27 protein-coding genes and 1 pseudogene are annotated in these 26,278 nt (G+C 43.1%); 8 read left to right on the top strand and 20 right to left on the bottom strand.

The genetic code is table 11. From position 1 onward, the window contains the following. The first annotated feature begins 100 nt into the window (after positions 1-100). A complete protein-coding gene (locus ACZYRN_RS06925; protein ID WP_488910798.1) occupies positions 101-898 on the top strand; it encodes a flagellin in 798 nt (265 codons plus the stop codon). 34 nt (positions 899-932) lie between these two features. Here the strand turns inward: ACZYRN_RS06925 and fliT are convergent, their stop codons facing one another. From fliT to fdhF, 9 genes and pseudogenes are all read right to left on the bottom strand, one after another. Continuing rightward, positions 933-1,340 carry a flagellar protein FliT gene (gene fliT, locus ACZYRN_RS06920; RefSeq protein ID WP_488910797.1) on the bottom strand — a complete coding sequence of 136 codons (408 nt, stop codon included), beginning with the start codon at positions 1,338-1,340 and terminating at the stop codon, positions 933-935. Beyond that, the gene (gene fliS, locus ACZYRN_RS06915) at positions 1,277-1,672 is read right to left on the bottom strand and encodes a flagellar export chaperone FliS (protein WP_488911125.1); all 396 of its coding nucleotides are present in this window, start codon (positions 1,670-1,672) and stop codon (positions 1,277-1,279) included. The genes fliT and fliS overlap by 64 nt, the downstream gene beginning before the upstream one ends. A gap of 33 nt (positions 1,673-1,705) precedes the next feature. Then, positions 1,706-3,586 carry a flagellar hook-associated protein 2 gene (locus ACZYRN_RS06910; protein ID WP_488910796.1) on the bottom strand — a complete coding sequence of 627 codons (1,881 nt, stop codon included), beginning with the start codon at positions 3,584-3,586 and terminating at the stop codon, positions 1,706-1,708. A gap of 16 nt (positions 3,587-3,602) precedes the next feature. Further along, entirely contained in the window at positions 3,603-3,953 is a 351-nt protein-coding gene (gene flaG / locus ACZYRN_RS06905; RefSeq protein ID WP_488910795.1) for a flagellar protein FlaG, read from the bottom strand. A 278-nt stretch (positions 3,954-4,231) separates the two neighbouring features. Continuing rightward, entirely contained in the window at positions 4,232-4,738 is a 507-nt protein-coding gene (locus ACZYRN_RS06900) for a TspO/MBR family protein (RefSeq protein ID WP_488910794.1), read from the bottom strand. A gap of 77 nt (positions 4,739-4,815) precedes the next feature. Continuing rightward, positions 4,816-5,754: a PD-(D/E)XK nuclease family protein gene (locus tag ACZYRN_RS06895; RefSeq protein WP_488910793.1), complete on the bottom strand. Its 939-nt coding sequence runs from the start codon at positions 5,752-5,754 to the stop codon at positions 4,816-4,818. A 21-nt stretch (positions 5,755-5,775) separates the two neighbouring features. Continuing rightward, the gene (gene recQ / locus ACZYRN_RS06890) at positions 5,776-7,908 is read right to left on the bottom strand and encodes a DNA helicase RecQ (RefSeq protein ID WP_488910792.1); all 2,133 of its coding nucleotides are present in this window, start codon (positions 7,906-7,908) and stop codon (positions 5,776-5,778) included. A 220-nt stretch (positions 7,909-8,128) separates the two neighbouring features. Continuing rightward, positions 8,129-8,677, bottom strand: a pseudogene (locus ACZYRN_RS06885) (helical membrane plugin domain-containing protein); the annotation flags it as partial. Further along, entirely contained in the window at positions 8,670-11,627 is a 2,958-nt protein-coding gene (fdhF, locus tag ACZYRN_RS06880; RefSeq protein WP_488910791.1) for a formate dehydrogenase subunit alpha, read from the bottom strand. The pseudogene ACZYRN_RS06885 and the gene fdhF, both read right to left, overlap by 8 nt. Before the next feature lie 146 nt (positions 11,628-11,773). Between fdhF and ACZYRN_RS06875 the strand changes: the two genes are divergently transcribed. Further along, positions 11,774-12,244 carry a low molecular weight protein-tyrosine-phosphatase gene (locus tag ACZYRN_RS06875; RefSeq protein WP_488910790.1) on the top strand — a complete coding sequence of 157 codons (471 nt, stop codon included), beginning with the start codon at positions 11,774-11,776 and terminating at the stop codon, positions 12,242-12,244. Positions 12,245-12,363: 119 nt separating this feature from the next. Here ACZYRN_RS06875 and ACZYRN_RS06870 read toward each other — a convergent pair whose 3' ends face one another. Continuing rightward, on the bottom strand, positions 12,364-14,457 hold the full coding sequence (locus ACZYRN_RS06870) for a methyl-accepting chemotaxis protein (RefSeq protein WP_488910789.1): 2,094 nt from the start codon (positions 14,455-14,457) through the stop codon (positions 12,364-12,366). 334 nt (positions 14,458-14,791) lie between these two features. Between ACZYRN_RS06870 and ACZYRN_RS06865 the strand changes: the two genes are divergently transcribed. Together ACZYRN_RS06865 and ACZYRN_RS06860 are read left to right on the top strand one after the other, a co-directional pair. Then, positions 14,792-16,129, top strand: a complete 1,338-nt coding sequence (locus ACZYRN_RS06865; RefSeq protein WP_488910788.1) for a gluconate:H+ symporter — start codon at positions 14,792-14,794, stop codon at positions 16,127-16,129. A 165-nt stretch (positions 16,130-16,294) separates the two neighbouring features. Then, positions 16,295-16,426: a hypothetical protein gene (locus tag ACZYRN_RS06860; RefSeq protein ID WP_488910787.1), complete on the top strand. Its 132-nt coding sequence runs from the start codon at positions 16,295-16,297 to the stop codon at positions 16,424-16,426. A 62-nt stretch (positions 16,427-16,488) separates the two neighbouring features. On the opposite strand, the gene ACZYRN_RS06855 is transcribed toward ACZYRN_RS06860, so the two are convergent. The 4 genes from ACZYRN_RS06855 to ACZYRN_RS06840 all read right to left on the bottom strand — a co-directional run bounded on the left by ACZYRN_RS06855 (position 16,489) and on the right by ACZYRN_RS06840 (position 21,558). After that, entirely contained in the window at positions 16,489-17,655 is a 1,167-nt protein-coding gene (locus ACZYRN_RS06855) for an S-layer homology domain-containing protein (protein WP_488910786.1), read from the bottom strand. Positions 17,656-17,775: 120 nt separating this feature from the next. After that, entirely contained in the window at positions 17,776-18,951 is a 1,176-nt protein-coding gene (locus tag ACZYRN_RS06850) for an S-layer homology domain-containing protein (protein ID WP_488910785.1), read from the bottom strand. Positions 18,952-19,002: 51 nt separating this feature from the next. Next, a complete protein-coding gene (locus ACZYRN_RS06845; RefSeq protein ID WP_488910784.1) occupies positions 19,003-19,881 on the bottom strand; it encodes an HNH endonuclease in 879 nt (292 codons plus the stop codon). Positions 19,882-20,019: 138 nt separating this feature from the next. Beyond that, positions 20,020-21,558 carry an alpha/beta fold hydrolase gene (locus ACZYRN_RS06840; RefSeq protein WP_488910783.1) on the bottom strand — a complete coding sequence of 513 codons (1,539 nt, stop codon included), beginning with the start codon at positions 21,556-21,558 and terminating at the stop codon, positions 20,020-20,022. Positions 21,559-21,864: 306 nt separating this feature from the next. On the opposite strand from ACZYRN_RS06840, the gene ACZYRN_RS06835 reads away from it, so the two are divergent. Next, the gene (locus tag ACZYRN_RS06835) at positions 21,865-22,185 is read left to right on the top strand and encodes a YbjQ family protein (protein WP_488910782.1); all 321 of its coding nucleotides are present in this window, start codon (positions 21,865-21,867) and stop codon (positions 22,183-22,185) included. Positions 22,186-22,189: 4 nt separating this feature from the next. Beyond that, positions 22,190-22,417, top strand: a complete 228-nt coding sequence (locus tag ACZYRN_RS06830; RefSeq protein ID WP_488910781.1) for a hypothetical protein — start codon at positions 22,190-22,192, stop codon at positions 22,415-22,417. A gap of 112 nt (positions 22,418-22,529) precedes the next feature. Here the strand turns inward: ACZYRN_RS06830 and ACZYRN_RS06825 are convergent, their stop codons facing one another. From ACZYRN_RS06825 to ACZYRN_RS06805, 5 genes are all read right to left on the bottom strand, one after another. After that, positions 22,530-22,730: a YjfB family protein gene (locus tag ACZYRN_RS06825; protein ID WP_488910780.1), complete on the bottom strand. Its 201-nt coding sequence runs from the start codon at positions 22,728-22,730 to the stop codon at positions 22,530-22,532. Between the two features lie 22 nt (positions 22,731-22,752). Further along, the gene (locus tag ACZYRN_RS06820) at positions 22,753-22,992 is read right to left on the bottom strand and encodes a hypothetical protein (RefSeq protein WP_488910779.1); all 240 of its coding nucleotides are present in this window, start codon (positions 22,990-22,992) and stop codon (positions 22,753-22,755) included. Between the two features lie 282 nt (positions 22,993-23,274). Then, positions 23,275-24,027, bottom strand: coding sequence for an HIRAN domain-containing protein (locus ACZYRN_RS06815; protein WP_488910778.1), 753 nt, complete (start codon positions 24,025-24,027; stop codon positions 23,275-23,277). After that, complete coding sequence (locus ACZYRN_RS06810) at positions 24,020-24,910, bottom strand: HipA domain-containing protein (protein WP_488910777.1); 891 nt, start codon at positions 24,908-24,910, stop codon at positions 24,020-24,022. The genes ACZYRN_RS06815 and ACZYRN_RS06810 overlap by 8 nt, the downstream gene beginning before the upstream one ends. Before the next feature lie 149 nt (positions 24,911-25,059). Then, entirely contained in the window at positions 25,060-25,269 is a 210-nt protein-coding gene (locus ACZYRN_RS06805; protein ID WP_488910776.1) for a hypothetical protein, read from the bottom strand. A gap of 59 nt (positions 25,270-25,328) precedes the next feature. Here ACZYRN_RS06805 and ACZYRN_RS06800 point away from each other — a divergent pair, with 59 nt between their 5' ends. Together ACZYRN_RS06800 and tnpB are read left to right on the top strand one after the other, a co-directional pair. Continuing rightward, on the top strand, positions 25,329-25,523 hold the full coding sequence (locus ACZYRN_RS06800) for a hypothetical protein (protein WP_488910775.1): 195 nt from the start codon (positions 25,329-25,331) through the stop codon (positions 25,521-25,523). Further along, the gene (gene tnpB / locus ACZYRN_RS06795) at positions 25,520-26,053 is read left to right on the top strand and encodes an IS66 family insertion sequence element accessory protein TnpB (protein WP_488910774.1); all 534 of its coding nucleotides are present in this window, start codon (positions 25,520-25,522) and stop codon (positions 26,051-26,053) included. Before ACZYRN_RS06800 ends, tnpB begins: the two co-directional genes overlap by 4 nt. 36 nt (positions 26,054-26,089) lie before the next feature. Here tnpB and ACZYRN_RS06790 read toward each other — a convergent pair. After that, positions 26,090-26,278: hypothetical protein (locus ACZYRN_RS06790; protein WP_488910773.1), on the bottom strand; the 189-nt coding region annotated here is incomplete at its 5' end.

Genomic DNA, 26,278 nt, shown 5'->3' with positions numbered 1-26,278 from the left:
CACATCCCGCTTATATTTTTTAGAATGCTGTTAATAATTCTATCTTTTGACCGATATACAATGTAATGAATATCCTAATAAATAGAGGGTGAATATAAACATGAGATTGCAGAGTTTTACCTACTCCATGTCACGTTATGAAAAAAATAATCTTCAAGCGAAGAAATCAATGGAAAAAATCTCAAGCGGTTCCCAGATTAGCAAAGCCAGCCAAAATCCGACGGGTGTCGCCATCTCTGAAACGATTAAAGCGCAAGTACGCGGCCTTGAACGAGGACAGCGCAATATGCAAGATGGACTATCGCTCCTTAGTGCTGCTGATGAAGGTTTGAATCATGTGACAAAACAGCTTCATCGGGGATATGAGCTAGCTGTCCTGAGTTCGAATGACACGCTGAACGATGAAGATCGAAAAGCTGCTCAGATGGAGCTTGATCAAATTCTCGATACGATTGATGATACAGCCAATCAACTGGAATTTAATACGATTAATTTGTTTGGCAGCGATAAGAAAATTCAAATTGCCGGCGGTTCTTCCGGTGTAACGATGGAAATTGAACTTCAGAAAACAAATACGGAAACACTTGGATTAAAAAATGCCAAACTGGACCCTGTTGAGGAAGCGCGTAAACTATTCCCCAAAATCCAAAATGCTGTCACACAGGTCACCGGTCAATTGACAAAAGTCGGCAGCTACTACGAAGCCATTGAACATGAGCTAACAAATGCTAATGTACTTGAAGATAATTTGAAAAAGGGATTATCTTTAATGAGTGATACGGATGTATCAAAAGAAGTGATTCAACTCGCTGTTTCAAGTATTCGTCAGCAAGCGGATCAGATTTTAATCGGCGACACGAGCGAGATCGCGAAAGGTGTTCTTGCTATTTTTAAATGATCAGAAAAATCCGGGCTTATGCAGCACCGGATTTTTAATTGCGCTTATCGTAAAAAACACCATCTGTTTGCAGTGACTCATACGGATTTGAGTATTTACTCATCGACTGCTTTTTCATACTGACTTCTTTTAGATCCTCTTTCACCGCATGATTCAATCGGTTCAGCCGTGCTTCAATCTCTTTATTCATCTGTATAATTTCACGCCCGAGTACCTGCTCTTCTGCTGTAAACGGCGGTTTAATGGAAGGCAAGATGGCCGCCCGCTGATCAAGCAGCCCTTCTGTCTCTTCAATTTGACTGTCACGGTTACTTTCAACCACTTCCAATAAATCAAGAAGCCGCTTGGTCATTTTATGACAGTCTTGAACCGGCGTCATTACACACGTCCGCCCGCACCAACTTGCTGAATGCGGCGGTTTTCTTGAATGACTTGCTTCCATGTATCGCGAAACTCCGTCACAAATCCTTCCACTTCTTTCAAAATAGCCGGATCATTTTGAACGTTCGCTTCAATAAGGCGTGTATATAAATATTCGTAAAGCGCGAGCATATTTTTCGCTACCTCTGTATCCGTTTTGAGCGTAATGCTCAGTTCGCGCACAATGGCCTGTGCTTTTTGAATGTTCACGTTTTTTTGTTCAATATTCTTGTCCGCCATCGCCCGTTCGGCAAGGCGGATAAATTTAATACAGCCATTATAAAGCATTAATGTGAGTTCACCCGGAGAAGCTGTCGTAACCGAGTTATTTGCATATGCCTGTTGTGGGTTCATCGCCAATTGTAACGACTCCTTTTATCTGAATAATTACATACTAAATTGTTGCATTAAATAGTTTGATTGTGAGTTTGCTTGTTGAATGGCTTTTTCCATTGCCGTAAATTGTCTCCAATACCGATCTTCTACTTGAATCAAACGGCTCTCAAACCGTGTAATACTGCTGTCGATGTTTGACAGCTGACGGCCAAGCGCAAACTGCTGATTCGTCGAGAATGAATTTCCCGCACGCTCTTTCAGTTTATCCATCGTGGCATTCACCGTATCATACAGCCTGTGCACAATCCCTTTTTCCGAAGCAGCCGATGAATCACCGCCGCCGCGAAACAATGATTCAACTGCATCTGGATTGTTATTAATCGCTTCTTTCAACTTTGCTTCATTAATTTCCAGTTTCCCGCCCTCAAGGTAGTTTGCTGTTGTTGCAATGCCGATCGACGCTAACTGCTTGAACATCGGGTCGATCAGGTCATTTGAAACAGGCTGTGAGAAATTGCTGCGCATATTCGAAAGCACGCCGGTCAATATTGAATCACGGCGAAGCAAACCGCTCTTCGCTTTCTCTTCCCACTGCTCCTGCTGCTTATCACTTAACTGCTCACGCTGCTCATCTGTCAGCGGCGTGTATGAACGATACTTTTCTTCAGACGTTTTGGAGCTGATCGCACCAATCAGCGTATTGTATTTATCAACGAATGACTTAATATTGTCATAGACCGCGTTGCCATCGTTGTTGATAGATAAGTTAGCCGAAACTCCATCAGTGAATTCTTTTTTTAATGTAATCGTGACACCGTTCATGTCGAACGTGTTCGTTGAACGATTTGTTTCAAGACCGTTGATCGTAAATACTGCATTTGCTCCTGCTGTAACAATACTCGGAGTGGCTGTTTTATCCAGCTTCAATGCTGATGTAATAAAAGATTCAGCTCTAGCTGTATTAATCGCGTCAGTTTCAGCCGGAGTAGGGTTATCAGGATCGATAACAGTAGCAATAGCAGCATCAATAGCAGCACTGCTTATAGTGATATTACCGGCACCGTTATTAAAATCACCTGTCTCTTTTTGCATTAACGAAATTTTATTCGTTACCGTATCATAAAACATTGATACGCCTGCATTAGAACTGTTTACTTTATTGACTACTTGGTTCAATGTCTCTGTAGAACTGATAAGGAATTTTTCTTTCACATCGCCTTTTGAGGATTTAGCTGTAATTGAAAAATCAGCATACTTTTCACCATTTTGAGCGACTGAAATGTAATCAACTTTCACCGTAGAATTTGGTTCAATTGTATGACTAAATGTTATATTCCCATCTTTGTCAATTTTCGCTTGATTTTTAGTTGAATCAAACGTATCTCCAAGCCCCACCATTTGATAAGAAACACCATTTACTTTTACCGACATTTTAGCAAACTCGGCTTCTTGAACCGTCCCAGCATCTACTCCTAAACTTAGCGGGTCCGTTCCCTTTTGGGTTAATGTTTTACTGCCAACAGCACCACCTAACCATTTCGTAAAATCTGGCATTTGAGCCGCAAGTTCTTTCGTTCCATCGACACTACCAATCGAGTTTGTCACCCAGTTTTCCGCTTTTGCAAGAGCTTTTACTTCTGAAATCGAATAAGACGCCTGCGATGCTGCACTTGTAGCTGTCGCGCTCACTTTCGTTTCATCTGATGATGTAGTCGTACGCGCTCGATATTTTGTTGTGAGTTTCATCTGTGTCAGTTCTGTCCGAAAATCAAGCAAAAGTGTATTCATCGAGCGGTAGTCATCACGCTGCCATTCGAGCACTTGTTTCTTCTGTTTTAATTTATCAAGCGGCATCCGTTCCGCTGTCATTAAGTTTTTAACAATGGAATCTATGTCCATCCCGCTTGCCAATCCACCAACACGCATAACCATTCGAATCGCCCTCTCCTTATACCTTTTTGTCGACAAGCAGTCCGATAAACTCCGTCATCGCCGCATACATATCGAGCATCTTTTTCGGTGGGATTTCCCGAACAACTTCCTTGGACATATCATCCACAACCACAACATAATATTCTTTTAAATCATCATGATATTCAAATTGAACATGCGTCCGCGTCGGCTGCAAAAACGTGTTAACTTGCTCCGCAAACTTTGCAAACTCTTCTTCTCTTATCGGAACAGGCTGCTCCACTACGTTTTCTGCCCCTTGCTGCATTGGCACGTCCGGTTTTGTTTCTTTCGCCTGACTCACGTTCATGACCGTCTGCGAAACACCGTCTCCCGTTCGTTCAATCATCCTTTTTCACCCCTGCCGTACATTCTTCTCCTTTTTATATCGACATATCTCTTCATTTCTTTATAGGAAATTATGACTTAATCTGATTTTACACAGTACTAACACTGTGTTTATACTAGTGCTAAATAAAAGAACTAGGCTAAAAAGAAAAATTGAATCTGCAGTAAAATAGCGAACAAGTCCCTTTTCCAGGATCCTGGAAAAGGGGCTTTCTTCTATTTTTGACCGTTTACGCCTTATTCGTGACCACTTTTATAAAAAAAAAGTCTTACTCTTTTTTAAGAGTAAGACTTATTCTGCTTCCAGATAGAATAGTTTAAGCCGAGCGCAAACATGACCCAGGCAATATAAGGCATCATTAAATGACCCGCGAGCTGATCAACTTGATAAAATTCATATGTTGTCCATGTGATGACCCCTAGCATTGCCGCCATTTCGATAAACGCAGTCCCCCGCAGTCCCCATTTAAAAAACAAAAATGACCATAAAAAATTAAAACCGAGTTGAATGTCGTATGGAATGAGCATTTTTTCCTTTTCTGCTTTATTCTTTGCTTTTGCTAAAACTCGGTACTCGGCAATACCCATCGTTTTATAAAGGCCCGTCCACACGAGAGGAAATACCCAACCTGGAGGTGAAAAGGATGGTTTCTTCAATTTCCGATACTTTTCACGTGTATGTTGATTGGCGATTGCTCCAATAATGGAACCGCCAACAACCGGTACTAAAACGCTTATCATCAGCTTTTTCATATTGACCGTACCGTTTACTTTTACGATTTCCACATGTATAACCTCCCTCAATGCACCCTACTGTTTATTTTGCCTTATTCCGTCGTTTTCAAACAAGAATAGACACAGCTTCATAGCTGTGCCAAACATATTTCTTTATGGTTACACTTCTCACAACGCTGCTCGTATTTCGTCCGGGGAAAGTCGTCAAGGTCGACCGGTTCGTTCGAAATGATATCGAGCTGGTAGCGGTGCATCACGTGGACACTTTGCTTCATTTTGGAAAGCATCCGTTCAATATCCGTTTCCTTCAACTGGTACACACGCTGCACTCCAGTCAGAACATATTCATTCCGAATCTCAATTTCGTCTATTCCTGCCTTGTATTTTTGCATGATGTAATACGCATACAACGCAAGCTGGCTTCGGTCGTCTTCTGCTTCTTTTCCTGTTTTCCAGTCGACAATGACCCATTTCCCAGCCTCTCTATCACGGTACACTAAATCCATCACAATGAAAATTTTTACGCCGTCGATCGTCATAAACCGGAATTCTTCCGCCTGTTGAAACTGCATCGTCTGTGGACGTTCCGTTATATCTTGAAAGGAACGGCTCGCCAGCAAATTGGCGAACACAATGGGAAGACGGCTCCGGTACTCTTCTGCCTCCATCCGGTTTAATTCCCCTTCATAATACATGTCATACAGCATTTTATAGCGGGCCGGCTTTTGCATCCACAGCTGTTTACGGTCTCGTGAATCTATATACGCCCGGTTAAGCATCGTCCGCCCTTCTTCGATCAAATCCACTTGTGTCATCACATGCCCGTGTTTTAAAAACAGCCTCACTGCTCTTTCTGCCAGTTCATGTACAATCTGTCCGAACGCCATGGGCAAATTGGTCAACTTCTTCAGCCTATAGGCGTGTTTGACTGATTCATCTGCATCATAAAGCCAGCCGTTATGACTTCTATAATACTCATACCCATATTTGCGTGCACATGTCAGCATCGTTTTATGACGGGAAAATGACCATGAAAACTCCGGAAACTCGCGCACTTCAAACGCCATATCGCATCCCCCTCCACCGATTTAACGACCAGATTCTATTTTTCTCATTTCTAAAAACACTCTAATCATCCCATACGTTATCTCATCGGACACAAGCTCTTTAATCGGCTTTAGCCGCTCTGCCCCCGCTTCTTCAATCGCTTTTTCGATAGACTCCCGGTGTGGCTCAGGCACCATTAAATTCAGATCAACCGCAAGCCCTTCATTTATACACTGGATTAAATGATTTTCAACCGTACTCACAGTCAGCTCCCGCTCCGCAGCAATTTTAGCCGTTGTTAACCCGTTTTGATGCAAATCAAACGTTTCCAGATGAGAACCGTTCACTGTTTTTTTCTTCGGGGCTTTCGCTGCATACGTTACATTTACCTCCCTTTCACGCCCCGGGTGATCGGCAGAAAATAGTTGAATCGCACGCAAAAATGAATCGCCGTACTTTTCAAGCTTACTTTGACCGACGCCGCTGACGGAGAGAAATTCTTCTTCTGTTTGCGGCATTTTTGTGCACATATCTTGCAGTGTTTTATCCGAAAAAATAACGAACGGCGGTACACCTGCTTCGTCAGCCAGTTCTTTTCGCAATGAGCGCAGTTCTTCAAAGAGCGGGTCATCTTTTGCGATTTTCTTCGTTTGAACGGCTTCTTTTCGTTTCACTGCTTCTTTTCCAATCAGTACATTTTTCCCGTTTTCTGTCACGAAGATCGTTGGATACTGTTTTTGCTCAACGCCGATCAGCTCCTGTGAAATGAGAAACTCGATGAAATTCGTCACCTCTTTCACACTTTGATGTTTCAAAATACCGTATGTAGACAGCTGATCAAAGCCAAAATCTTGTATTTTTTTGTTTTTCGATCCAGTCAGTACTTGGGCCGTCATCGCTTTACCAAAGCGCTGTCCCATCCGTATCACACATGACAGCACCATCTGCGCTTCTTTCGTCGCATCAACGCTTTCACGTGAATCGGTGCAGTTGCCGCACCGTCCGCACGGTTCCAAGTATTCTTCACCGAAATAAGCGACGATGAACTGTTGCAAACACTTTTCCGTATGGCAGTAGTCGACCATCAGCTGCAGTTTATCAAGCTCTTGCGGAATGCGCTCCCGTTCAAGCGTTTGGTCAATTAAAAAGCGCTGTGTCTGCACATCCTGAGATGAATAGAGCACAACACATTCACTGTCCAGTCCGTCACGTCCAGCACGGCCTGCTTCCTGATAGTAGCTTTCCATGTTTTTCGGCAGCTGATAATGGATCACATAACGAATATTCGACTTGTCGATCCCCATTCCAAATGCGTTTGTTGCGACCATGACCGCTGCTTCATCGGTCAAAAACCGCTCCTGTTCAGCATTGCGCGCGGCATCGCTCATTCCTGCATGATAACGCGCTGCGTCTATGCCGTTTTTTTTCAATCGTTCGTACAGCTGATCAACCGTTTTACGTGTTGCCGCATAAATAATGCCTGCTTCTTTTTCATTTTTTTTCAAATACTCTTTCAAAAAGCCATTTCGATCCTGGCCTTGGATCACTGAAAATGATAGATTTTTCCGTTCAAATCCCGTAATGACCGTGTTTTCTTCTTTTATCGAAAGAAGCCGGCAAATGTCTTCACGCACGTTTGGCGTCGCGGTCGCGGTCAATGCCAGCACAACCGGGTTACCTGGCAGCATGTCCGCCATCCGCTGAATATGGCGATAGCTCGGGCGAAAATCATGTCCCCACTGTGAAATACAGTGTGCTTCATCAACGGCAACGAGCGGTACTTGCAGCTGTTTTAACTGTTCGACAAATGACTGCGATTCAAGCCGCTCCGGCGCAATATAGAGAAGCTTATACTCCCCGTTCCGCGCTGCATTCATCGTTTCCCGAAACGCTGCATTGCCAAGCGAACTGTTTATATAGGCAGCGGGAATGCCTGCTTCAAGGAGCGTATCCACCTGATCTTTCATTAAGGAAATAAGCGGCGATACGACAATAGTGGTTCCCGGCAGCACAAGTGCCGGAATTTGATAACAAATCGACTTCCCACCGCCTGTCGGCATGACACAAATCGTATTTTCACCGTCCAATACTTGGCCAATCGCCTGCTCCTGCCCACTCCGGAACGAATCATATCCGAAATGCGACTGCAAAAATTCACGTGCACGCTGAATCATTCAACTACTCCTTTACTCGTTTTCTTTCATTGTAGCATAGCGAAGCAGGAAAGGACTGACCCAAAAGTTAACGAATAACGGATGGAGGCAGCCCTGTTGTGAAGCAATGTTATTGTTTTTTGGATTTTTTCGCCAGGGCGATTCCGATCAATGATACACCGGTTGCTGCCATCACCCATCCTTTTGATACTCCCGGCTGTTTTTGTGCATGACTAGCGTCTCGTTGCATGTCTATTTTTTCAGCCTGCATGATCATTCCTGTCTGATCTTCCGGCATCTGTGTCGTTCGTTCAAACTCTTTTTTGTTTTCACCCATTCCTTTTAAAAACGTCAGCAACAAGCGAATCGCTCTTTTTACTTCCGGGTTTGCAAGTGAGCCGATCATTGCTCCATACCCTGCATCCTCTTCCTTATCGGCTTGTGCCATACGGGCAATTCCATTATTGACTTTTAAAATAACCGGCTCCAGCTGCTGAACATTTAACGTTCCAAGCATGCCAAGCAGGAGAAGAAGATTTTTAATCGTATTAGCGGTTTCCGGCTTGTCCGCCGCCTTTACAACAATATCGAGTACGCGGTCACCTTGTCCGAACAGACTGTTCACCATCGTTAACATCTTGCGGTCATTCATCTTATTGAGAATGCTCAATAAATCCTTGATAACCTCTTTGTTATCCGCAAGCATTTGCTCAATTTCCAGCAAGTCCTGCTTCCGCTTTTCCTCTTCCGTTAATTCGATACGATGGATTGTCGTTATCGGCTTAGCCACGCGTCATTCCCCCTTTTTTCACTACATCACCCGGGAAGATATAATCCGGACGCGCCCACTTTTTCTCCACTTGTACGCCGATTTGCGGCTGCGGGTTTCCATTCCTGTAATTCACGCGCGGCACTGGGCTCTCTCCTTTTTCTTTTAAAATGTCCATCGTCGCCCTAATTTCTTTGTAGGCAGGTGTATCTGTATCTTTATCGGCGTGACTGCCCGTTAAATAGTTAATCGCTCCTTCACCTGAATCATTCATCGGCAAATACACTTCTTTCCCTTTGACCCTGTCTGTTACGAGGCACTTCACTTTCACACTGCCATAAGGAGACGTAAGCCGTACGAGTGTCCCATCTTGAAGTTCACGTTCATCTGCAAGCTCCGGTGACACTTCAAGAAACACTTCTGGCGTTTTAGACGTAATGCCTTTTGATTTATAAGTCATGTTGCCTTCATGAAAATGCTCAAGCAGCCGGCCATTGTTCACGTGCAGATCATATTCTTCGTCAAATTCAAGCGGTTTTGTCCACTCAACAGGAAATAACTGCGCTTTTCCGTCCGGGAATGGGAACTCATCGATAAAAAGAAGCGGTGAGTCCACACCCTCTTTTGTGACAGGCCACTGCAAACTTTTATATCCTTCTAAACGCTCGTACGAAACACCGGCATAAAGCGGAGAGAGACTTGCCGCTTCTGCCATAATGTCTCCTGGATGATCGTATTGCCAGTCTGCACCAAGGCGGTTTGCAATGTTCATAATAATTTCCCAATCCGGTTTTGAGTCACCAAGCGGCTCCAGTGCCTGATAAAGACGCTGAATCCGGCGTTCTGTATTCGTAAAAGTTCCTTCTTTTTCAAGACTCGGGCTTGCTGGTAAAACAACGTCCGCAAATTCAGCCGTTTTCGATAAAAAGATGTCTTGCACCACGAAGAAATCCAGTTTTTCAAATGCTGAATGGACGTAGTTTATATTCGAATCAACAAGACCCATGTCTTCCCCTTTTAAATACATCATTTTCACTTTCCCCTCATGAATGCCTGTGACCATTTCATGATTATTTAATCCAGGTTCAGACGGGATTTTAACGCCCCAGCTTTTTTCATATTTTGAACGCACATAGTCGTCTGCTACTTTTTCATAACCTGGCAAACGATCTGGCATGCTGCCGAAATCACTGGCTCCCTGCACATTATTATGACCTCGGAGCGGGTAGCTTCCTGCGCCTGGTTTTCCATAGTTTCCTGTTATTAAGAGTAAATTAGAGATCGCTGTACTCGTATCACTTCCACCCATATGCTGCGTAACACCCATCGCCCATAATACGCACACCGTTTTCGCCTGATGAATGTGTTCCGCCATTTGAATAAGGATTTCTTTTTGAACACCTGTCATACGAGCCGCATATTCCATCGTAAACGGTGCTAAACTTTTTTTATATTCATCCAGCCCATTCACACGGTTTTTCAAAAAATGTTTATCTTCCCATCCTTGATCGACCATGTATTTTGTGACAGCAGACAGCCAAATCAAATCCGTTCCTGGTTTAGGCCGAATAAAGAGATCGGCGCGATCCGCCATTTCATGCTTGCGTAAATCAGCGACAATTAATTTCTGTCCTTTCAGCTTATGGGACCGTTTTACTCTCGTCGCCAAGACAGGATGGGATTCTGACGTATTCGAGCCAATAATCAAAACGAGCTCTGACTGCTCAATATCTGTAATGGAACCTGAATCGCCGCCATAGCCGACCGTTCTAAAAAGCCCCATCGTTGCCGGCGTCTGACAATACCGTGAACAGTTGTCAATATTATTCGTGCCAACCACGCCGCGAGCCAGTTTCTGCATTAAATACGATTCTTCATTGGTGCATTTTGAAGAGCTGATAAAGGCCATGGAGTGCGGTCCATATGTTTTCTTTGCTTCTGTGAATTTACTTGCAATCAGCTCAAGTGCTTCTTCCCACTCTGCTTCACGGAACGCATCGCCTTCCCGAATAAGCGGTTTCGTCAATCTTTCCTCACTGTTCACGTAATCCCAGCCAAATTTTCCTTTTATACATGTTGAAATACCATTTGCTGGCGCTTGGATTTGCGGTTCCACTTTTAAAATTTTCCGGTCCTTCGTCCATACATCAAAGCTGCAGCCGACACCGCAGTATGTACAAACCGTTTTTGTTTTCTTAATATTTTCTTCCCGCATCGCTGCTTCCATATCCGAAATCGCTAAAATGGAGCCGTAGCCCGTTTCCACATTTTTCGTAAGCTCGATCATAGGACGGAGCGTTGTTTTCGCTATACCTGTTAAAAACCCCGCTTCTCCTTCCATTCCTTTTTCCAGCATCGCATTACAAGGACAGACGGTCGAGCAATGCCCGCACGATACGCAGGACGATTCATTAATGGCTGTGTTTTTATCCCAAATAACACGCGGTTTTTTTAAGCTCCAATCGATTGATAATGTTTCTGTCACCTGTACATCCTGGCAAGCTTCTACGCATCGTCCGCATAAAATACATTGATCTGGATCATACCGGTAAAAAGGATTTGAATTGTCTACCTCATACGGTTTCTTTGCAAATGGAACGCTCTGATGGTTGACCTTCATTTCTTTTACCGTATTATGGATCTCACACGTTCCATTGTTATAGTCACAAACGGTACAATAAAGCTCATGATTGTGAAGAATTCGATCCATGCCGATGAGTTGTGCTTCTTTAACTTCAGGTGAAAGAGAATCAATCACATCTCCTTCTTGAAGGACCGTGGAACAAGACCGGACAAATTCACCATTCACTCGTACAATACACGTATCACACGTTTCAATAGGCCCAAGGCTCGGATGATAACAAACACTTGGAATCGGAAACGAATGCTCCGTTAAGGCTTGTAAAATGGTTTGATCATTTTGCAGGCTCACTTCTTCCCCATTCATCGTGACTCGTATGTGTTGTGACAAAATGGTTTCCCCTCCCCTTTTTAAGAAAATTCTGTTTTTTCCCTGCCATTCCCTTCTTTTCACTTCTTCAAACGGTTTGTTACACAGGAGAATGGATGCATCCTGTTCAATTATGGTATAATTAGAAATAAAAGGAGCTGAAAAATGTGATTCACGTACTTTTCGTCTGCCTTGGAAACATTTGCCGTTCCCCGATGGCAGAAGCTTTATTTCGCGACTTACTCGAAAAAGAGAACTTAAATGATGCCATTACCGTTGATTCCGCCGCCACAAGTTCATGGCATATCGGTTCGCCTCCGCATAAAGGAACACTTGCCATTTTAAAAGAGTACAATGTGTCTGCAGCAGGATTAGCCGGCCGACAGTTAACAAAAGAAGACTTCGACAAGTTCGATTACATTGTTGGCATGGATCAAAGCAATATTCGCAACATTTACGACATGACCGGCCAGCCGGATCATCCGAAAATTATTCGAATGCTTGATTTAACGGATCATCAAAAAGATGTACCCGATCCGTATTACACAGGCGATTTCCACGAAACATATGAACTCGTCTCAGACGGCTGCCGGGCGCTGCTTGAGAAAATTCGAGCAGAACATCATTTGACTACATAAGATCGGGATGGTGTCATAAACTGCTTCAACAAATTTACGGCAACCAATCCGACAGCATTTTTTAAAAACAAAAAGAAGGCTGTCCCCATTAAATGAATAGGGACAGCCTTTTTTTCGTTTTACACTTTAAACCGGTCAACCGCTTCTTTTAGCTCACCAGCAATTTTATTCATTTCATCCGTCGCTCTTGCGACACGTTCCAACTCCACTTGCTGAGCAGCGGCTGACGCACTTACCTGCTCGGCAGAAGCGGCTGTCTCTTCAGAAATGGCCGAGACATTTTGAATCGACAGCAGTGCCTGCTCTTTCTGTCCAACCATTTCCTCCAGCTTCACTGTCAGCTCATCGACCGAATGGCCAATCCGTTCCGCGATTTCAGCCTGCTTCGCAAAGGATGATTCTGTATGAGTCACCGACTCATTTTGTCCGTCCATTAGCAGCATATTTTCGTCAATGACCGTAGACGTCTGCTTCGATGCTTCTAAAATATCTTGGACCGTCTTTTGAATCATCTCTGTCTCTTTACGTGACTGCTCGGCCAACTTCCGAACTTCTGCTGCCACAACCGCAAATCCTCGCCCATGTTCACCTGCGCGCGCCGCTTCAATCGACGCATTCAGTGCCAGTAAATTCGTTTGTGCCGTAATGCCGTTAATAGACTCAATGACCGCCTCAATTTCACTAATATTTGAAGACAAGCCTTGCATTTGATCCTTCACACGCACGTTCATCGCATTCACCGCCACATTATGCTCACGAAGCAGTGCCACTTGCGACAAGCCTTGAGCCGTGGAATCCCCTGCCTGTTTCGACAGTTCATTCATCTCGCTCGATAAAACGGACAACGAATCAATCCGGTCCGACAAACCAGCCATTTGATTCCCTGTGTCTTCTGTGTCCTCTGACTGAGTCGACGCCCCTTGTGCAATCTCATCCACCGCCGCTGTTACTTCCTCATTCGATGCAACGATTTCTTCAAAAACATGCTGGACATCTTTCGAAGACCGATTCAAATTCAAAGTCGAATCACGCACCGTTTGAACGACTCCACTCACTTTATCCAGCATATCATTAAAGGCATAGGCGACTGCCCCAATTTCATCGTTTTGCAGATGCCCAGTATCTACTTTTTCTGTTAAGTTACCGGTTGCGGCCGTTTCAATAGATGACCGTAAAAACTGAAGCGGCTTCAACTGGCGATGAATAAACCAGAGCGTTGCTGAAGCCATCATTATAATCATCACAATCGCCGCAATAACCGTCACGACAATCGTCTGTTTAAACGCCGCCAGAATGCTTGATTTTGGGACCGCCGTCTGCACAGCCCATTCCTCGTCAATACCGTTTACCCATACCGGCGCAAAAACATTATACGAACTTTCACCCATAGTCTGTGAATCTGCATAAAGCGCCAACTCTTTTCCTTCATCAATGACCGGCTTAATGCTGCCCCAGTCCCTTGTTTCATCAATATTCGTCCCTACCTGATTCCTATCCATACTGTCCGCCACAATGACACCTTGATCGGTAATAATGCGGCCATAACCGTCTTCCGGCGCCCCGCTTTTCACGAGTTCATCCATAAAATCAATCGAAAAGTCTGCGACAACAACACCTAAAAATGTTCCATCTGAAGCATTTAACGGCATAGCAATGGACGACATGTTGATCACTTTACCATCTAGCTCATACTCATATGCTTCCGTTAATACTGGCCGGTTTTCATTTTTAGGAATCAGGTTCCAGTCCCCTTCTTTTCCGTAACCGGTCAGCCCTTCAACCTCTGTCCCGCTTTCTCCTTTATACACATAAGGAAGAAACCGCTTTTCCGGGTCAATAAGCGCTGTATCTATGCCTGGCTCAATCGGCACGGTTCCACTTTCTAACACGATCCCTAAACCGAATAAATGCTCATTTCCCTCAAAAGTCTTCTGCAGCGTATGGAGTGCCGATGCAGCAGTTAACTTTCCATCTGCCTGCATCGATTCCGTGATCACTTTGATCGTTCGCAGCATTTCTGCCGTTTCTTCAAAACGGTCACCAATTTTCGCGGCTGACAGCTGTGTATTTTTAATTGCATAGGATTCTGCATCGTTCATGCTTTTGTTATAAAGCATGACATTTGTAACAATGGCATACACCGCAAACAGTAGTAAAAATAGACCAATAATAAGGACTGATAGCTTCCTTGCAATGCTTTTTGTTTTTTTCATCTTATAAACCCACCCCTTCGTACCCATACTTTTATACTACCATTATCAGGATGGAACGACAATTTAAAATTGGCACTGTTTTCTTTCTTTTCTTAATACTTATAATTCATATTATTTGATTGACTATACCCGTCAAATCGATTAAGATGTTTTTTGTTGGTTTTCGTTTATTTAGTAAACAAACAAATCAATTAAGCTGGTTTATTTAATCTTTTTCTGTAAATTATATAAAAGATATGCAGAAAATACGTCACGGGCATACATCATTAGGTGGACGAAGTAAGCGCTTTATTAATTTACTTTTATTCTATCTAGACTAGAGGAGGAAATAAGCATGGATGGAATAACAAATTATTTACCGATTATCTGGGTAGCACTTGGGGTTGCTTTGCTTCTATTCTTAAATATGAAAGTGAAGCTCAACAGTGTTCTTGCCCTTTTAATCTCAGCCATTTTTGTAGGTATTTTAAATGGCCTGACATTACCTGATGTCATTGCTTCTTTAAAAGCAGGCTTTGGGGGAACTCTTGGAAGCTTAGCCATCATTATCGGGTTCGGTGCCGTTCTTGGTAAATTGATGGTGGATTCGGGTGCGGCTCAACGTGTAGCCACGACACTCTTAACCAAATTTGGTGTAAAAAATGTGGAATGGGCCATCTTAATTGTCGGTGCCATCTTCGGTATTTCGGTCTTTTATGAAGTAGCCTTTATCATTTTAGCTCCACTTGTGATCAGTATTGCGATTGAAGCCAAAATTCCATATTTGCGTCTCGGTATTACAATGGTGGCTTCCGCTACGATGGCACATAGTATTTTCCCGCCGCAGCCAGGTCCTGTAGCCCTTGTAGATGCGTACGGTGCGGACATGGGTATGGTGTATATTTTAGGTCTTGTTGTTGTCATCCCTTCTGTTATTTGTGCCGGTATTATTTTACCAAGATTATTGCGCAACCTGGATCGTCCCGTTCCACCGCTATTGAAAAAATCAAAAGAATTTACAGATGAAGAAATGCCTGGGTTTGCGGCTAGTTTGCTCGTTCCATTAATTCCAGCCCTTATCATTACAGCAGCAACCATTATTAATTACTTTATTGAAGAAGGTTCAACTGTTCATCAAATCGTCAACTTTTTCGGAAGTGCGGAAATTAGTTTAATCATCGCTGTATTAGTCGCCATTTACGTATTTGGTCTCCGCGTAGGCCGGACAATGCCGGAAATTATGGGTTCGTTCTCAGGAGCCATTGAAAGTATTGCCATGATTGTCTTTATCGTTGGTGCCGGTGGTGCTTTCAAACAAATTATTTTAGACTCTGGTGTTGGCGACACCATCGCAACGTTGATGCAAAGCACAAGCGTTTCGCCATTAATTATGGCCTGGGTCATTACAGCGATGCTCCGTATCGCAACAGGCACAGGGGTTGTATCAGCCATTACAGCAGCCGGTATTGTTGGTCCCCTCATCGACACGTTCGATGTAAACCCTGTCTTAATGGTATTAGCAACAGCAGCCGGAAGTAACACCATCACGCACGTAAATGATGCCTCTTTCTGGTTGTTTAAAGAATACTTTAACTTATCCATTAAAGAAACATTCAAAACGTGGGGCCTTCTCTTGTTTACGAACTCGATTGTCGGTCTTGGTGTTGTCTTGATCCTTAGCTTGTTTATCTAATAAATAAAAACGAGCCGTCCTCTAAAACAGTAGAGGGCGGCTCATTTTATGATATGTGTTTTTCAACAGGCACTGCTTTCCTTTGATAATCCTTTCCTTGTTTATTCTTCAAACGAAAAGGGTACAGTAAGAAGGAATCAAAACTAGAAAAGGAGCGTGCAACCGATGAGAAACAATAAGACAATGATGACTACACTGGCACTGGGCGCAGGCGCCGCTTATCTGCTTAGAAACGAAAAATCCCGTACAAAATTAATGAGTCAATTTAAAGGAATGGGCGCAAAGAACAGAGCATAAAAAAGCCCGATAGGAAAGAGCCCCGGCATAAAACTAGCGGGGCTCTTTTCTATTTAACGAATTTAACGAATCATGGAATACGGCATCTCGTACTCCCGAATACCTGCTGCGTATGGGGCATATTCATACGGATTTAAATACATCACAAATCCGGCAGACGTCATATAAAATTGATGCTGCAGTTCATCCAAGCTTTCCGGACCGCCAAAGTATGGATAGTAGGCAGCATTCATCGCATTGATTCGATTGATAACCGCCCGCTCGTAATTCGCTTTTGTAGCGAGATCATCAAGTGAAATGAAGCGGTTGCTGCTTACATCATAATTATAGGAGAACAGCTGTCCATAGCCATGCGCTCCGCCTGTGTATTCATAGCTGTCAAACACGACACTGATAAAACGCAAATCAGCACGTGTCACTTTATAAGAGGCGCCATAGCTGTAATATTCACCATATTGATCATCTTCCCGTGCCAGTTCCATTATTTCATTTCGCTTATTGACGAGAGACTGTCCTTCTTCCCGATAAAACGCATTCAAATACGTAAAATCATGGGCACGTGTTGTGTCCACAAACTGCGGATAGAATAGATCAGCCGCGGCTTTTTTTGGATATGTTACGACTTTCATCCGAAACGTTGGATTCATCGCCCGCGCTATAAAGACGGCAAACTGGGCACGTGTCACTTTCGCCGTCGGATTAAATTTCGTCGCTGTATAACCGGACGTAATTCCATTCGCAAGAAGCGGTGTGACATACGGATAACCAGGATACGCGGGGCTCATATCTTCCCACTCCACAGGAACCGATCCCCTCACCCCAAATGCCAGCTGGGTAATCTTCGCCATCTCAATACGCTTCAGCTGATTGTTTGGCTGAAAAGAAGCACCTTTTGAAAACCAGCCCGCATTTACAGCGGCCGCAATTTCTTTATAAAACGGATGCGTCACTGGCACATCTGAAAACCCGGGATTTGGGGCACCCGCTAAAGATAACTTCTTCGCCCTTGCTAAAATCGCTGCTGCCTGCGCCTTCGTTACGGGCGCATCTTTATTGAACTTGCCGTTTGAACCGCCCTTTAATATGCCCAGATCACTCAAATAGGAAATCTCTTTCGCCGCCCAGTGCCCAGGCGGCACATCCCTATACGTCGCTGCTTCCGTTTGCGGCGGTGCTGTCAACCCTAGTAAAAGAACAAGAACCATGAAAAGAAACGAAACCTTTTTCAACGTTTACACCTCTTTTTCGGTTAGTCAAAACATCCTTTGATTATATACGGCAAAATGAACCCAATATGACTTCTTTTATTGACCAGGGCGTTTAAAGCCAATGTCGCTTCCGGCACTTTGTTAACGAATTAATGAATAAGGCATTGTAAATTCTCGAATGCTGTCCGCATACGGGCCGTATTCATACGGATTAAAATACATCGTAAATCCATTTGCGGTCATATAAAATTGATATTGATGTTCATCTAAACGTTCAAGTCCATCCCACGAAATATAACCGCGATGATGAAGAGCATAGGCCTGGGCATTAATTCGGTTAATGACTGACCATTCATAATTGTATTTTGTAGCTAGGTCATCAAGCGACATAAGCGTGTCATTCTTCACATCATAGTTATAAGAAAAAAGCTGCTCGTATCCGTGCGCTCCACCCGTGTATTCGTAACTTTCAAAGACAACACTAATAAAATTGGCATCCGCACGCGTGACTTTATAGGAAACATCATAACTATAGTACTCTCCAAGACTATAATCTTCTCGTGCCAGCTCCATTATTTCCTTTCTATAGTCAACGAAAGACTGTCCTTCTTCCCGATAAAACGCATTCAAATACGTAAAATCATTTACACCCGTTGTGTCAATAAACTGCGGGTAATAAGTTGCTTCCGCCGCTTTTTTTGGATATGTCACCACTTTCATCCGGTATGCTGGATTCATCGCCCGCGCTGTAAAGACCGCAAACTGGGCACGCGTCACTTTCGCCATCGGATTAAACTTCGTCGCTGTATAGCCCGACGTAATTCCGTTGGTAACGAGCGGCGTAATATATGTATGACCGGAATACGTACGGCTCATGTCTTCCCACTCCACGGGAACCGATCCTTTAATGCCAAAAGCCAGCTGGGTAATTTTCGCCATTTCCACACGCTTCAGCTGATTGTCTGGCTGAAACGATGTTCCTTTTGAAAACCAGCCCGCATTCACAGCGGCCGCAATTTCTTTATAGAACGGATGCGTCACCGGTACATCTGAAAACTTTGGATTTGGGACATTCGCTAACGATAGTTTTTTTGCCCGCACTAAAATGGCCGCTGCCTGTGCTTTCGTGACCGATGCATCTTTATTAAACTTGCCGTTTGAACCGCCCTTTAAAATACCAAGGTCGCTTAAATAGGAAATTTCTTTCGCCGCCCAGTGCCCAGGCGGGACATCCTTATACGCCGCTGCTTCTGTCCCGGGTGCCGCTAAACCAAATAAAAGACCTGCTGTCATTAATATAAATAAAAATTTTTTCATTCTTACTGCCTCTCTTTCTCTCTTTCAAATACCCTTACATAACATTTCACTTTACCGGTGTTCTTCTCCGCCACCCCACAGTTCACGGCCGCCCGTATGTCCTGTTTCATGGTGAATGTTTTCTTCTACCAGCTGCAGCACGCCCGGTTCTTCATTATGATGCCATGTATATCCTTCCGGCGTTTCCCCTGCTGCAAGCATGTTTACGTCAGCTGGACTAAAGCCCATTTGTACGGCCAATACCGGATTTGAAGCGATCTCTGCATATAAAGTATCATTGGCAGCACCAAAATGGGCCGCATCACTTTGCAAATAGGATTCTTCTGCTATTTGCACTTCAAATACAGGAGAAAAGACCGGAAATGTACCTTCACGCACTTCCCCACTCGGTAATTCAACCGTTTTTTCCACGAACGGTACACCCGTGTCTGAATGCTCGGCCCCAATCAAATGATCGTTCCGTGTTTCAATCGTTTCTGCTTCTGCTATATCTGCTCCATCTAAAAGATCAATGACACCGATGGCGACCGTCGCCGTCACGACCACTTTTCCGAGATTCTTTAAGCCCAGGATGGCCTGCTCTTTATCGCCTGCTGCAGCACCTTTCACCACATTGGCCGCATTGACCGCCGAATACTTCACTGTTCCCGCAATCCCTTTTACCGTACGACCCGCCGATTCTTTTACATCTTTTATCGCCCGTTCTTTTTGACCCTCATCTTTTCGAATCGCACCCGTCGTTAGTCCAACACCTCCATCAACGAACTGTCCCGCTGTCTCAAGCGCTGAAACCGAAGCATTCCTCACATTGTCTCCGGCTTCCTCCAGCCAGTCTTGCTTCACCGCTTTTCCTGCTAGTTTCACAGCACCGCCAAGCACCGTTCCTCCTACGAGCCCGATGCCTTTACCTGCGACTCTTCCAATTCCCATATTTCCACCGCCTTCTTATCCTGGATACAATACAACTAAAATAGTAACATAACTATTCCTTATATTCTTTATTTCATAGACCTTTTTTCATGCAAAAAAAGAGCTATCCAGAATGGTTTCTTCTTTTGGACAGCTCTCCTATTTTCTTATACTCTTTTCATGGGCAGACCGAATGTGAAACTCTTCTAATTTATCCTGTAAAGCCAGCTCATCTTGAACGAGCGGCAAATACGTTTGAATGTGTTGGACCGCTGCCTCTTTTTCTTGTTCAAACAGCCAGTCTGCCATCCAAATGATAACGTCTGTAATTTGCTGCTCTATTCGATCATGAATTTCAAGAAACCAGTCATCATACAGAACCGGACGTATCGGCATGACGTTTTGCACGAGATCCAGCACTTTCTTGCATGCTTTAAACCGCTTAAGCAGATCGGATTCATGATGAGCACGCTGCAGTGCTTCGTTCAATTCCATCCCATCACCTGACAGGTTCGCCTTGACGTACACATGCTCCCGGTCCATTAATAAAATGGGCTCTTTATTGGCATCGACTTGAATTAAACCTTTTAAATAAGATAAATAGACACGCAAGTTTTTTCGCGCCTGCTGAATCGGTATATCCGGCCATATCGCGTCACACATCGCTTCCCTCGTCGTGGATGGATGAAAAATCAAATACAGAAACAGCTGTTTCGCAAACCGCTTATTCCAGCCGTTCATCACCGCTTTCCCATTAATTTGCACATGAAAAGAAGATAAAAAGTCAATGTGAATCTCATTATGATGAGACTCCTCTACTTGTTCAATTCCCGTGTCATATACTTGTTTCGTATACAGCCGAATGTCTTCATACATGGAGGTTAAAAAGTCATCCGCTCCTTTTATCTCCACTTCTGATTCTCGTAAAAAATGAAGAATCAATTGGGCAGTTACTTCCGGTTGATCGATCACCGTAAACGTGGAAGAATGGGTAATCGTCATATGCCGAAAGTTAGGCAAATGCATCGTGCTCGCTTCTAAAAAGTGAGGCGGGAAAACAAGATCTTTATCCCCCGATAACGTCAGCACCGGCTTGTGAATTTGGCGCAAATCCGTAAGCGGCGTCGCACTAACCGACAAATCCATTAACCACGCATAAGTAGACACAGGTGTCTTGGCTATCGTCTCACGCAGCTTTACGACACGTTCATCCTCTTTCGGTAAAACCGTCGACATCTCGATAATATAATCAACCGGAACAACCGTGCCGAATTGGCTTATTTCTCTTCGATGCATTCTCACCTTTTCAATTAAATGCGGCGGATTACACGGCATCGCAATGAGCACTACTTTTTGCACCCATTCACTGTAAAGCGCTGTAAAACGGGCCGCAATCAATGCGCCTAATCCAAACCCTACTAAATGCACATTCGTCAAATTGAGCTCTCTTATCAGAAACAATAAATCGTTTATATAATGTTCGTACGTGAACAGCCTATTACGGCCATCACTCTGGCCAAACCCTCGTAAATCATAGCGTAGCACATTATACCGCTCTTTCAGAAAAGGAACAACCGCATCAAATAACGTATGATCCGTTACATTCGTATGGATCATCACAATCGTTTCCTTCTTTTTTTCTATAGAAGAATCTAGTCTATAAAACAACCGGTCACGGTTAAATTGAAGAAATGGCACGGCACCCTCCTTCTATACGTCCCTTTGGCGAACGTATTTTCCAGTCAAATACAACTACATATCCATATTATACTTACTTTTGTAGAAAACGGAAAGTGGGACATTTTGACGAACGATGGCAGTATATCCATCATCTAGCCTATAAATTTAGAATTCATTGAAAACAACCACCTAGAAATAATAAAAAAACCGAATAGAAAGCACTTTCCCGCTACATATGTCTGGCAAATAACAGGTATAGGCAAGATGATAGAGAATAAGAAATAAGGAGACAAAAAAAATTTCTTAAATGGGGTGCACGTTCATATGATCATTGTCACAACAGAAAACATTGCCAACTACAAAATCACCGAAGTAAAAGGACCGGTTTTCGGTTTAACCGTGCGGGCGCGGGGCATTGGAAAAGACATTGTCGCTTCATTAAAAGGGCTTGTCGGCGGAGAAATTAATCAATATACAGAAATGCTGGAAGATGCACGAAAGCAGGCGATGGACCGGATGGTGCAAAATGCGAAAGCCATGGGCGCCAATGCGATCGTCATGATGCGATTTGACTCCGGTGAAATCGGTCAAAGCATGAGCGAAATCGTCGCCTACGGAACAGCTGTCATCGCGGAACAGGAATAAACAAATGGAATGGATTATTGGCTTTTACGGTGCACAATTGCTGATCCTCATTGTCTTAATTATAGGCTCCTGGCTCATATGGGACCGGCGCTTTAAAAAGAAACACGGACAAAACGTTCCTCCCGGGTTTGTGAGAACGAAAGAAGTCTCCATTGACCCGACCACAAAGAAAAAACTCGTCGTCTATTTTCATCCAGAAACCGGGGAACGGTTTTACAAAGAAGAAGAATAATCAAAACAACAAAAAGGCTGTCTTATCAGCCTTTTTGTCGTTTCCCCTTGCTGCAACACTTGGTTTTTTCGGAAAGGCGAAAAAGAAAAAATAGCACGTGTATAGGCAACAGTTATCCTTTTAGATCGATGTTCCCGCCTAAGTGCGGTTGAGCCGCATGCTGCAGTGCCTGCACATTTGCCTCCCCCATCATCTTATTAAGAAAAGCCGCATTTCCTTCTGCTTGATCCATCGCTTTCTTCATAACTGATAGAGACGCTTGCTGCTGAATATTGCCCTGGCTTAACGCCATTGACATAAGTGCAATGTCCATGGATAATACCACCTTTCGATTTTTAATGGATAACCGGCTGCAACTGCTGTTCCAGCGAATGGATCACATCTTTCAATGTATCTAACTGACCATTTAGCTTCTTCACTTCATCTAGAGTCAACTCATGGTTAACCACATACTCCGCTATTTCTTTCATCTCATGAAGGTGCACATCAATTTCATCTAAAATAAGCGCTTGTTCTTTGCTCCATTGAAGCTGTTTTTCCAGGAATCTTTTCTGATCGTGGGTGTCTTTATTCATCTTGTCTCCTCCTAGTTAACAAGCTTTTGATCATATAAAAGCGGAAATTGAGACTCTAGCATACTAACTAGTACTTTCTTATATTATATACGAATTTATAACTATTCACCAAAAAACTCCTCGGATCAGTAGCTCTTCATTCGTGTAACTTCCAGTCTTACCTCCTCAATAAAAAGAAGTAACCCCCTCTGCCTTCCGACCAAGAATGCAGGATAGTTACTTCTTTACTTAAACGCCTTTTATTAAACGGTTTCCGCTTCTCATTTTAATTCATCTTCTTATTTAAGCCGCTATGATAATACCGGTTGGATCTACTTTTTGCAAAAGCCCTTCGTGATTGTTCACAAGCTCGCCCGAAAAGTCAATTTGAACCCACCACTGCGGCGAAGACAACGGACGAATATCTTTTACCTTTAATACCGGCTCCGCATGATGAGCGCTCAATGAATGAATGGCTTCAACATAAAAAGCCGGAACATACCCTAAATGAAGGCCATGAGCACTTTCAATACGAATAGCTTGTGTATCGTGATCATTCTCCGGTTCCGGAACTAAACGAAGTCGTTCACCTTTTTTAATTATATGATGCCATTTCCCTGGTAAATCCTGATGGCGCATACCATTGATGTAAAACTCCGATCGTAACGTTCGATTATCCAGCAGGCGAATCGGCTGTTCAAACGAATATTGATCGCCAGACAACTTCCCACGAGTCGCTTTCAATAAATCCATACGATCAGCTGAATCGTCCAATCCAAGATCTAACAAAATTCTCTTGTAATCTTCCCGATCTTCAGACGGAACGCGTCGGTCAAATGTAGGAAACAATCGTTTTGACGTATAGGTTTTCTTCATATCTGGAAAAGCAGGATGCAAATAATACCCGTTTCGTAGAGCATCTTGAATTTTACGCAGTGCATCCTTGTGATGCGTATAAAGAAATGTATACATAGAGCCATCAAATGTTAATGTTCCAATATGATAATAAGAAAGTGTCTGCTTGTTTTGCCAGACAACCAATAATGATTTAATCATGTTTATTTTCCTCCTTCTCAAGGAAAGCCAATACCTTTTCACGACGAAATTCAATAAACCGTTTCAAAAATTGTTTTCTTACTTCTGAAATAAGCGGCAATTCGTCTATAAATTGATTATATTCTTCCAAATTCATCTCCTCAAGCAAAAAAGTCGAATGTTTAGTCTCCATAGGAAATAATCTTTTGCAAACACTAAGTACGTCTTGAACTTTTAGGCGGGCCTGAGTATCTTCGAGAATACCGGCTTTCAATTTAGTGTTCTTAAAATATTTATTCATTTTTGCGTCTAACAAACATAAATCGCTTATTTGTTCCTCCGATAACTGCCATCCTAAAGAGGCACCATTATCAAAAAGGGGGCCGAAAAAAGGATAGCCATTCTTAAAAAGAATCTGCCAATTAAAAGGGTGACGATCTTGATTACCAATTAAAGTATCAAAAAGTTGCATCGTAACAAATTCTTGTTGAACAAGAGGAAAATATGAAAAGTTTTTTATTAATTGAAAACACTTGAATGACAATTTCTTGCTGCTTAACTCACTATTCTGCAATCCATCATAATCTGAATCAAATTCGGATGCTAAAAACGTTGCTCCTGGCTCTCCAAAATCCGCTTCAAATTGATAAACAAAATGTTGCATAAGACAACCCCTTTCTCCATGCCGATACGCAATCTCAGCCTTGATTGTCTTTATGGATAGGAGCTCCGCCACTTTCGCTGCCACAATTTCATTCACGTCTTCCCAATTGACTCGATTCTGAAAATCACGTGGATATTTTATTAAATACTTTCCCCCATCAGGTGAACTCAACTCTTCCTTACTCAATGTGCTTCGCTCTCCATAGCTCACAAATGTCCAGTCAGATACATCTCTTAACAATTGGATACCACCTCTATCTGCCGGATTTTTAATAAACTAAACCGATAGTTTCCCTGTAATCATAACATAAAAAAAGATCATATGTTCCTTTATCCTAAAAAAATAGTTTCTGACTTATGCTAACTGTCAGAAACCGAATAGTTCATCATTTATGTAACTTCCAGCCCTGCGCCTTCCAGTAAAGTCATGAGAACACCAAACCCACCACTCTTTAACAAAACCGGATACACCGCCACAAAACGATACTCTGTCAGTCCTTTATAAAACTTCACTTTTCGATCCGTCTTCTCTGTATACCCTCTATATAAATCAGATCCGTACAACCCGAAATACTGTAAGCCCGTATTCAAATAACGCATATAAAAGAGCAGCACCTCCTGCTACGATAAACGTAGTAATTTAAGGAGGTGCCTTTCATTTGCCACAACAAAAACTAACCATTGTCCCCGTTACATTACATACCGAAGACGAATATACTTCTTCCACAAATCCAGCAGTGCTTTCCTCAAATCCTACTCGCACGATTAAGACGGCAAACGCTGAACTTTCCTTCTTCAACGGCGTAGATGAGCACATTATCCAAACGGTCATGAGGGAGTTAAAAAATCTATGAAACACGACTATACAAGTGTAAAAAATATTTACATCATTTGCGGTAAAACAGATATGAGAAAAGGAATTGATGGGCTGGCAACACTGATTCAAGATTCTTTCGAACTTGATCCATATGGCGATTCCATTTTCTTATTTTCAGGGTGGAGTAAAGATCGATATAAATGTTTGTATTTTGATGGAGATGGATTCGCCATGCTTTATAAGCGTTTAGATAGCGGAAAGCTTCAATGGCCCAAAGATGAAGTTGAACCTTCTCCACTCTTTCGGGACAGGAGCTTGGCTGCTGATTATCTATTGTTTCATCTTCATCATTTTCACATCTTCACGCCTACCGTTTCCAGTTACGTTGTGGTTGATGAAGCTTTAGGAAGTTCCAGCAATTCATCCAGTTATACTCTAGCTCATTACCAAGCTAGACGCCCTTCAATAAATAGACACAAAAACTTCAAGCAGCCATTCTGTCAAACATTTTGTGAAACAAGATTTTTCGGGTCGTCACAGCGAACAGAACCCAATTATTATATATAGAACTGAACTATTGGGTCATTTGTATTTTTTGAATTGTTATAGAATTGTAATGAGTACACTCTTACTCAAACCACCATTTGTCACTGTAATTCTCACACCTGCTCCACTTGTCGCTGTTGATGGGATGGAAATCAATCCATTCCCATCTACTGTGGCTAATCCTGTTGAACTACTTACATACTTCGTTCCATCCGTTCCAGATGTCACATCTTTTGTACTTCCATC

The sequence above is a fragment of the Domibacillus sp. F004 genome, assembly GCF_057814295.1.
The sequence above is the reverse complement of the archived record's forward strand: the minus strand, read 5'-3'. Positions and strand labels throughout refer to the sequence as shown.

What these genes read in the sequence shown, in the direction of transcription:
- ACZYRN_RS06925 (WP_488910798.1), top strand. Translation starts at nt 101, where the DNA reads ATGAGATTGCAGAGTTTTACCTACTCCATGTCACGTTATGAAAAAAAT.
- fliT (WP_488910797.1), bottom strand. Translation starts at nt 1,340, where the DNA reads ATGGAAGCAAGTCATTCAAGAAAACCGCCGCATTCAGCAAGTTGGTGC.
- fliS (WP_488911125.1), bottom strand. Translation starts at nt 1,672, where the DNA reads ATGAACCCACAACAGGCATATGCAAATAACTCGGTTACGACAGCTTCT.
- ACZYRN_RS06910 (WP_488910796.1), bottom strand. Translation starts at nt 3,586, where the DNA reads ATGGTTATGCGTGTTGGTGGATTGGCAAGCGGGATGGACATAGATTCC.
- flaG (WP_488910795.1), bottom strand. Translation starts at nt 3,953, where the DNA reads ATGATTGAACGAACGGGAGACGGTGTTTCGCAGACGGTCATGAACGTG.
- ACZYRN_RS06895 (WP_488910793.1), bottom strand. Translation starts at nt 5,754, where the DNA reads ATGGCGTTTGAAGTGCGCGAGTTTCCGGAGTTTTCATGGTCATTTTCC.
- recQ (WP_488910792.1), bottom strand. Translation starts at nt 7,908, where the DNA reads ATGATTCAGCGTGCACGTGAATTTTTGCAGTCGCATTTCGGATATGAT.
- ACZYRN_RS06870 (WP_488910789.1), bottom strand. Translation starts at nt 14,457, where the DNA reads ATGAAAAAAACAAAAAGCATTGCAAGGAAGCTATCAGTCCTTATTATT.
- ACZYRN_RS06865 (WP_488910788.1), top strand. Translation starts at nt 14,792, where the DNA reads ATGGATGGAATAACAAATTATTTACCGATTATCTGGGTAGCACTTGGG.
- ACZYRN_RS06860 (WP_488910787.1), top strand. Translation starts at nt 16,295, where the DNA reads ATGAGAAACAATAAGACAATGATGACTACACTGGCACTGGGCGCAGGC.
- ACZYRN_RS06850 (WP_488910785.1), bottom strand. Translation starts at nt 18,951, where the DNA reads ATGAAAAAATTTTTATTTATATTAATGACAGCAGGTCTTTTATTTGGT.
- ACZYRN_RS06845 (WP_488910784.1), bottom strand. Translation starts at nt 19,881, where the DNA reads ATGGGAATTGGAAGAGTCGCAGGTAAAGGCATCGGGCTCGTAGGAGGA.
- ACZYRN_RS06835 (WP_488910782.1), top strand. Translation starts at nt 21,865, where the DNA reads ATGATCATTGTCACAACAGAAAACATTGCCAACTACAAAATCACCGAA.
- ACZYRN_RS06830 (WP_488910781.1), top strand. Translation starts at nt 22,190, where the DNA reads ATGGAATGGATTATTGGCTTTTACGGTGCACAATTGCTGATCCTCATT.
- ACZYRN_RS06825 (WP_488910780.1), bottom strand. Translation starts at nt 22,730, where the DNA reads ATGGACATTGCACTTATGTCAATGGCGTTAAGCCAGGGCAATATTCAG.
- ACZYRN_RS06820 (WP_488910779.1), bottom strand. Translation starts at nt 22,992, where the DNA reads ATGAATAAAGACACCCACGATCAGAAAAGATTCCTGGAAAAACAGCTT.
- ACZYRN_RS06815 (WP_488910778.1), bottom strand. Translation starts at nt 24,027, where the DNA reads ATGATTAAATCATTATTGGTTGTCTGGCAAAACAAGCAGACACTTTCT.
- ACZYRN_RS06805 (WP_488910776.1), bottom strand. Translation starts at nt 25,269, where the DNA reads ATGCGTTATTTGAATACGGGCTTACAGTATTTCGGGTTGTACGGATCT.
- tnpB (WP_488910774.1), top strand. Translation starts at nt 25,520, where the DNA reads ATGAAACACGACTATACAAGTGTAAAAAATATTTACATCATTTGCGGT.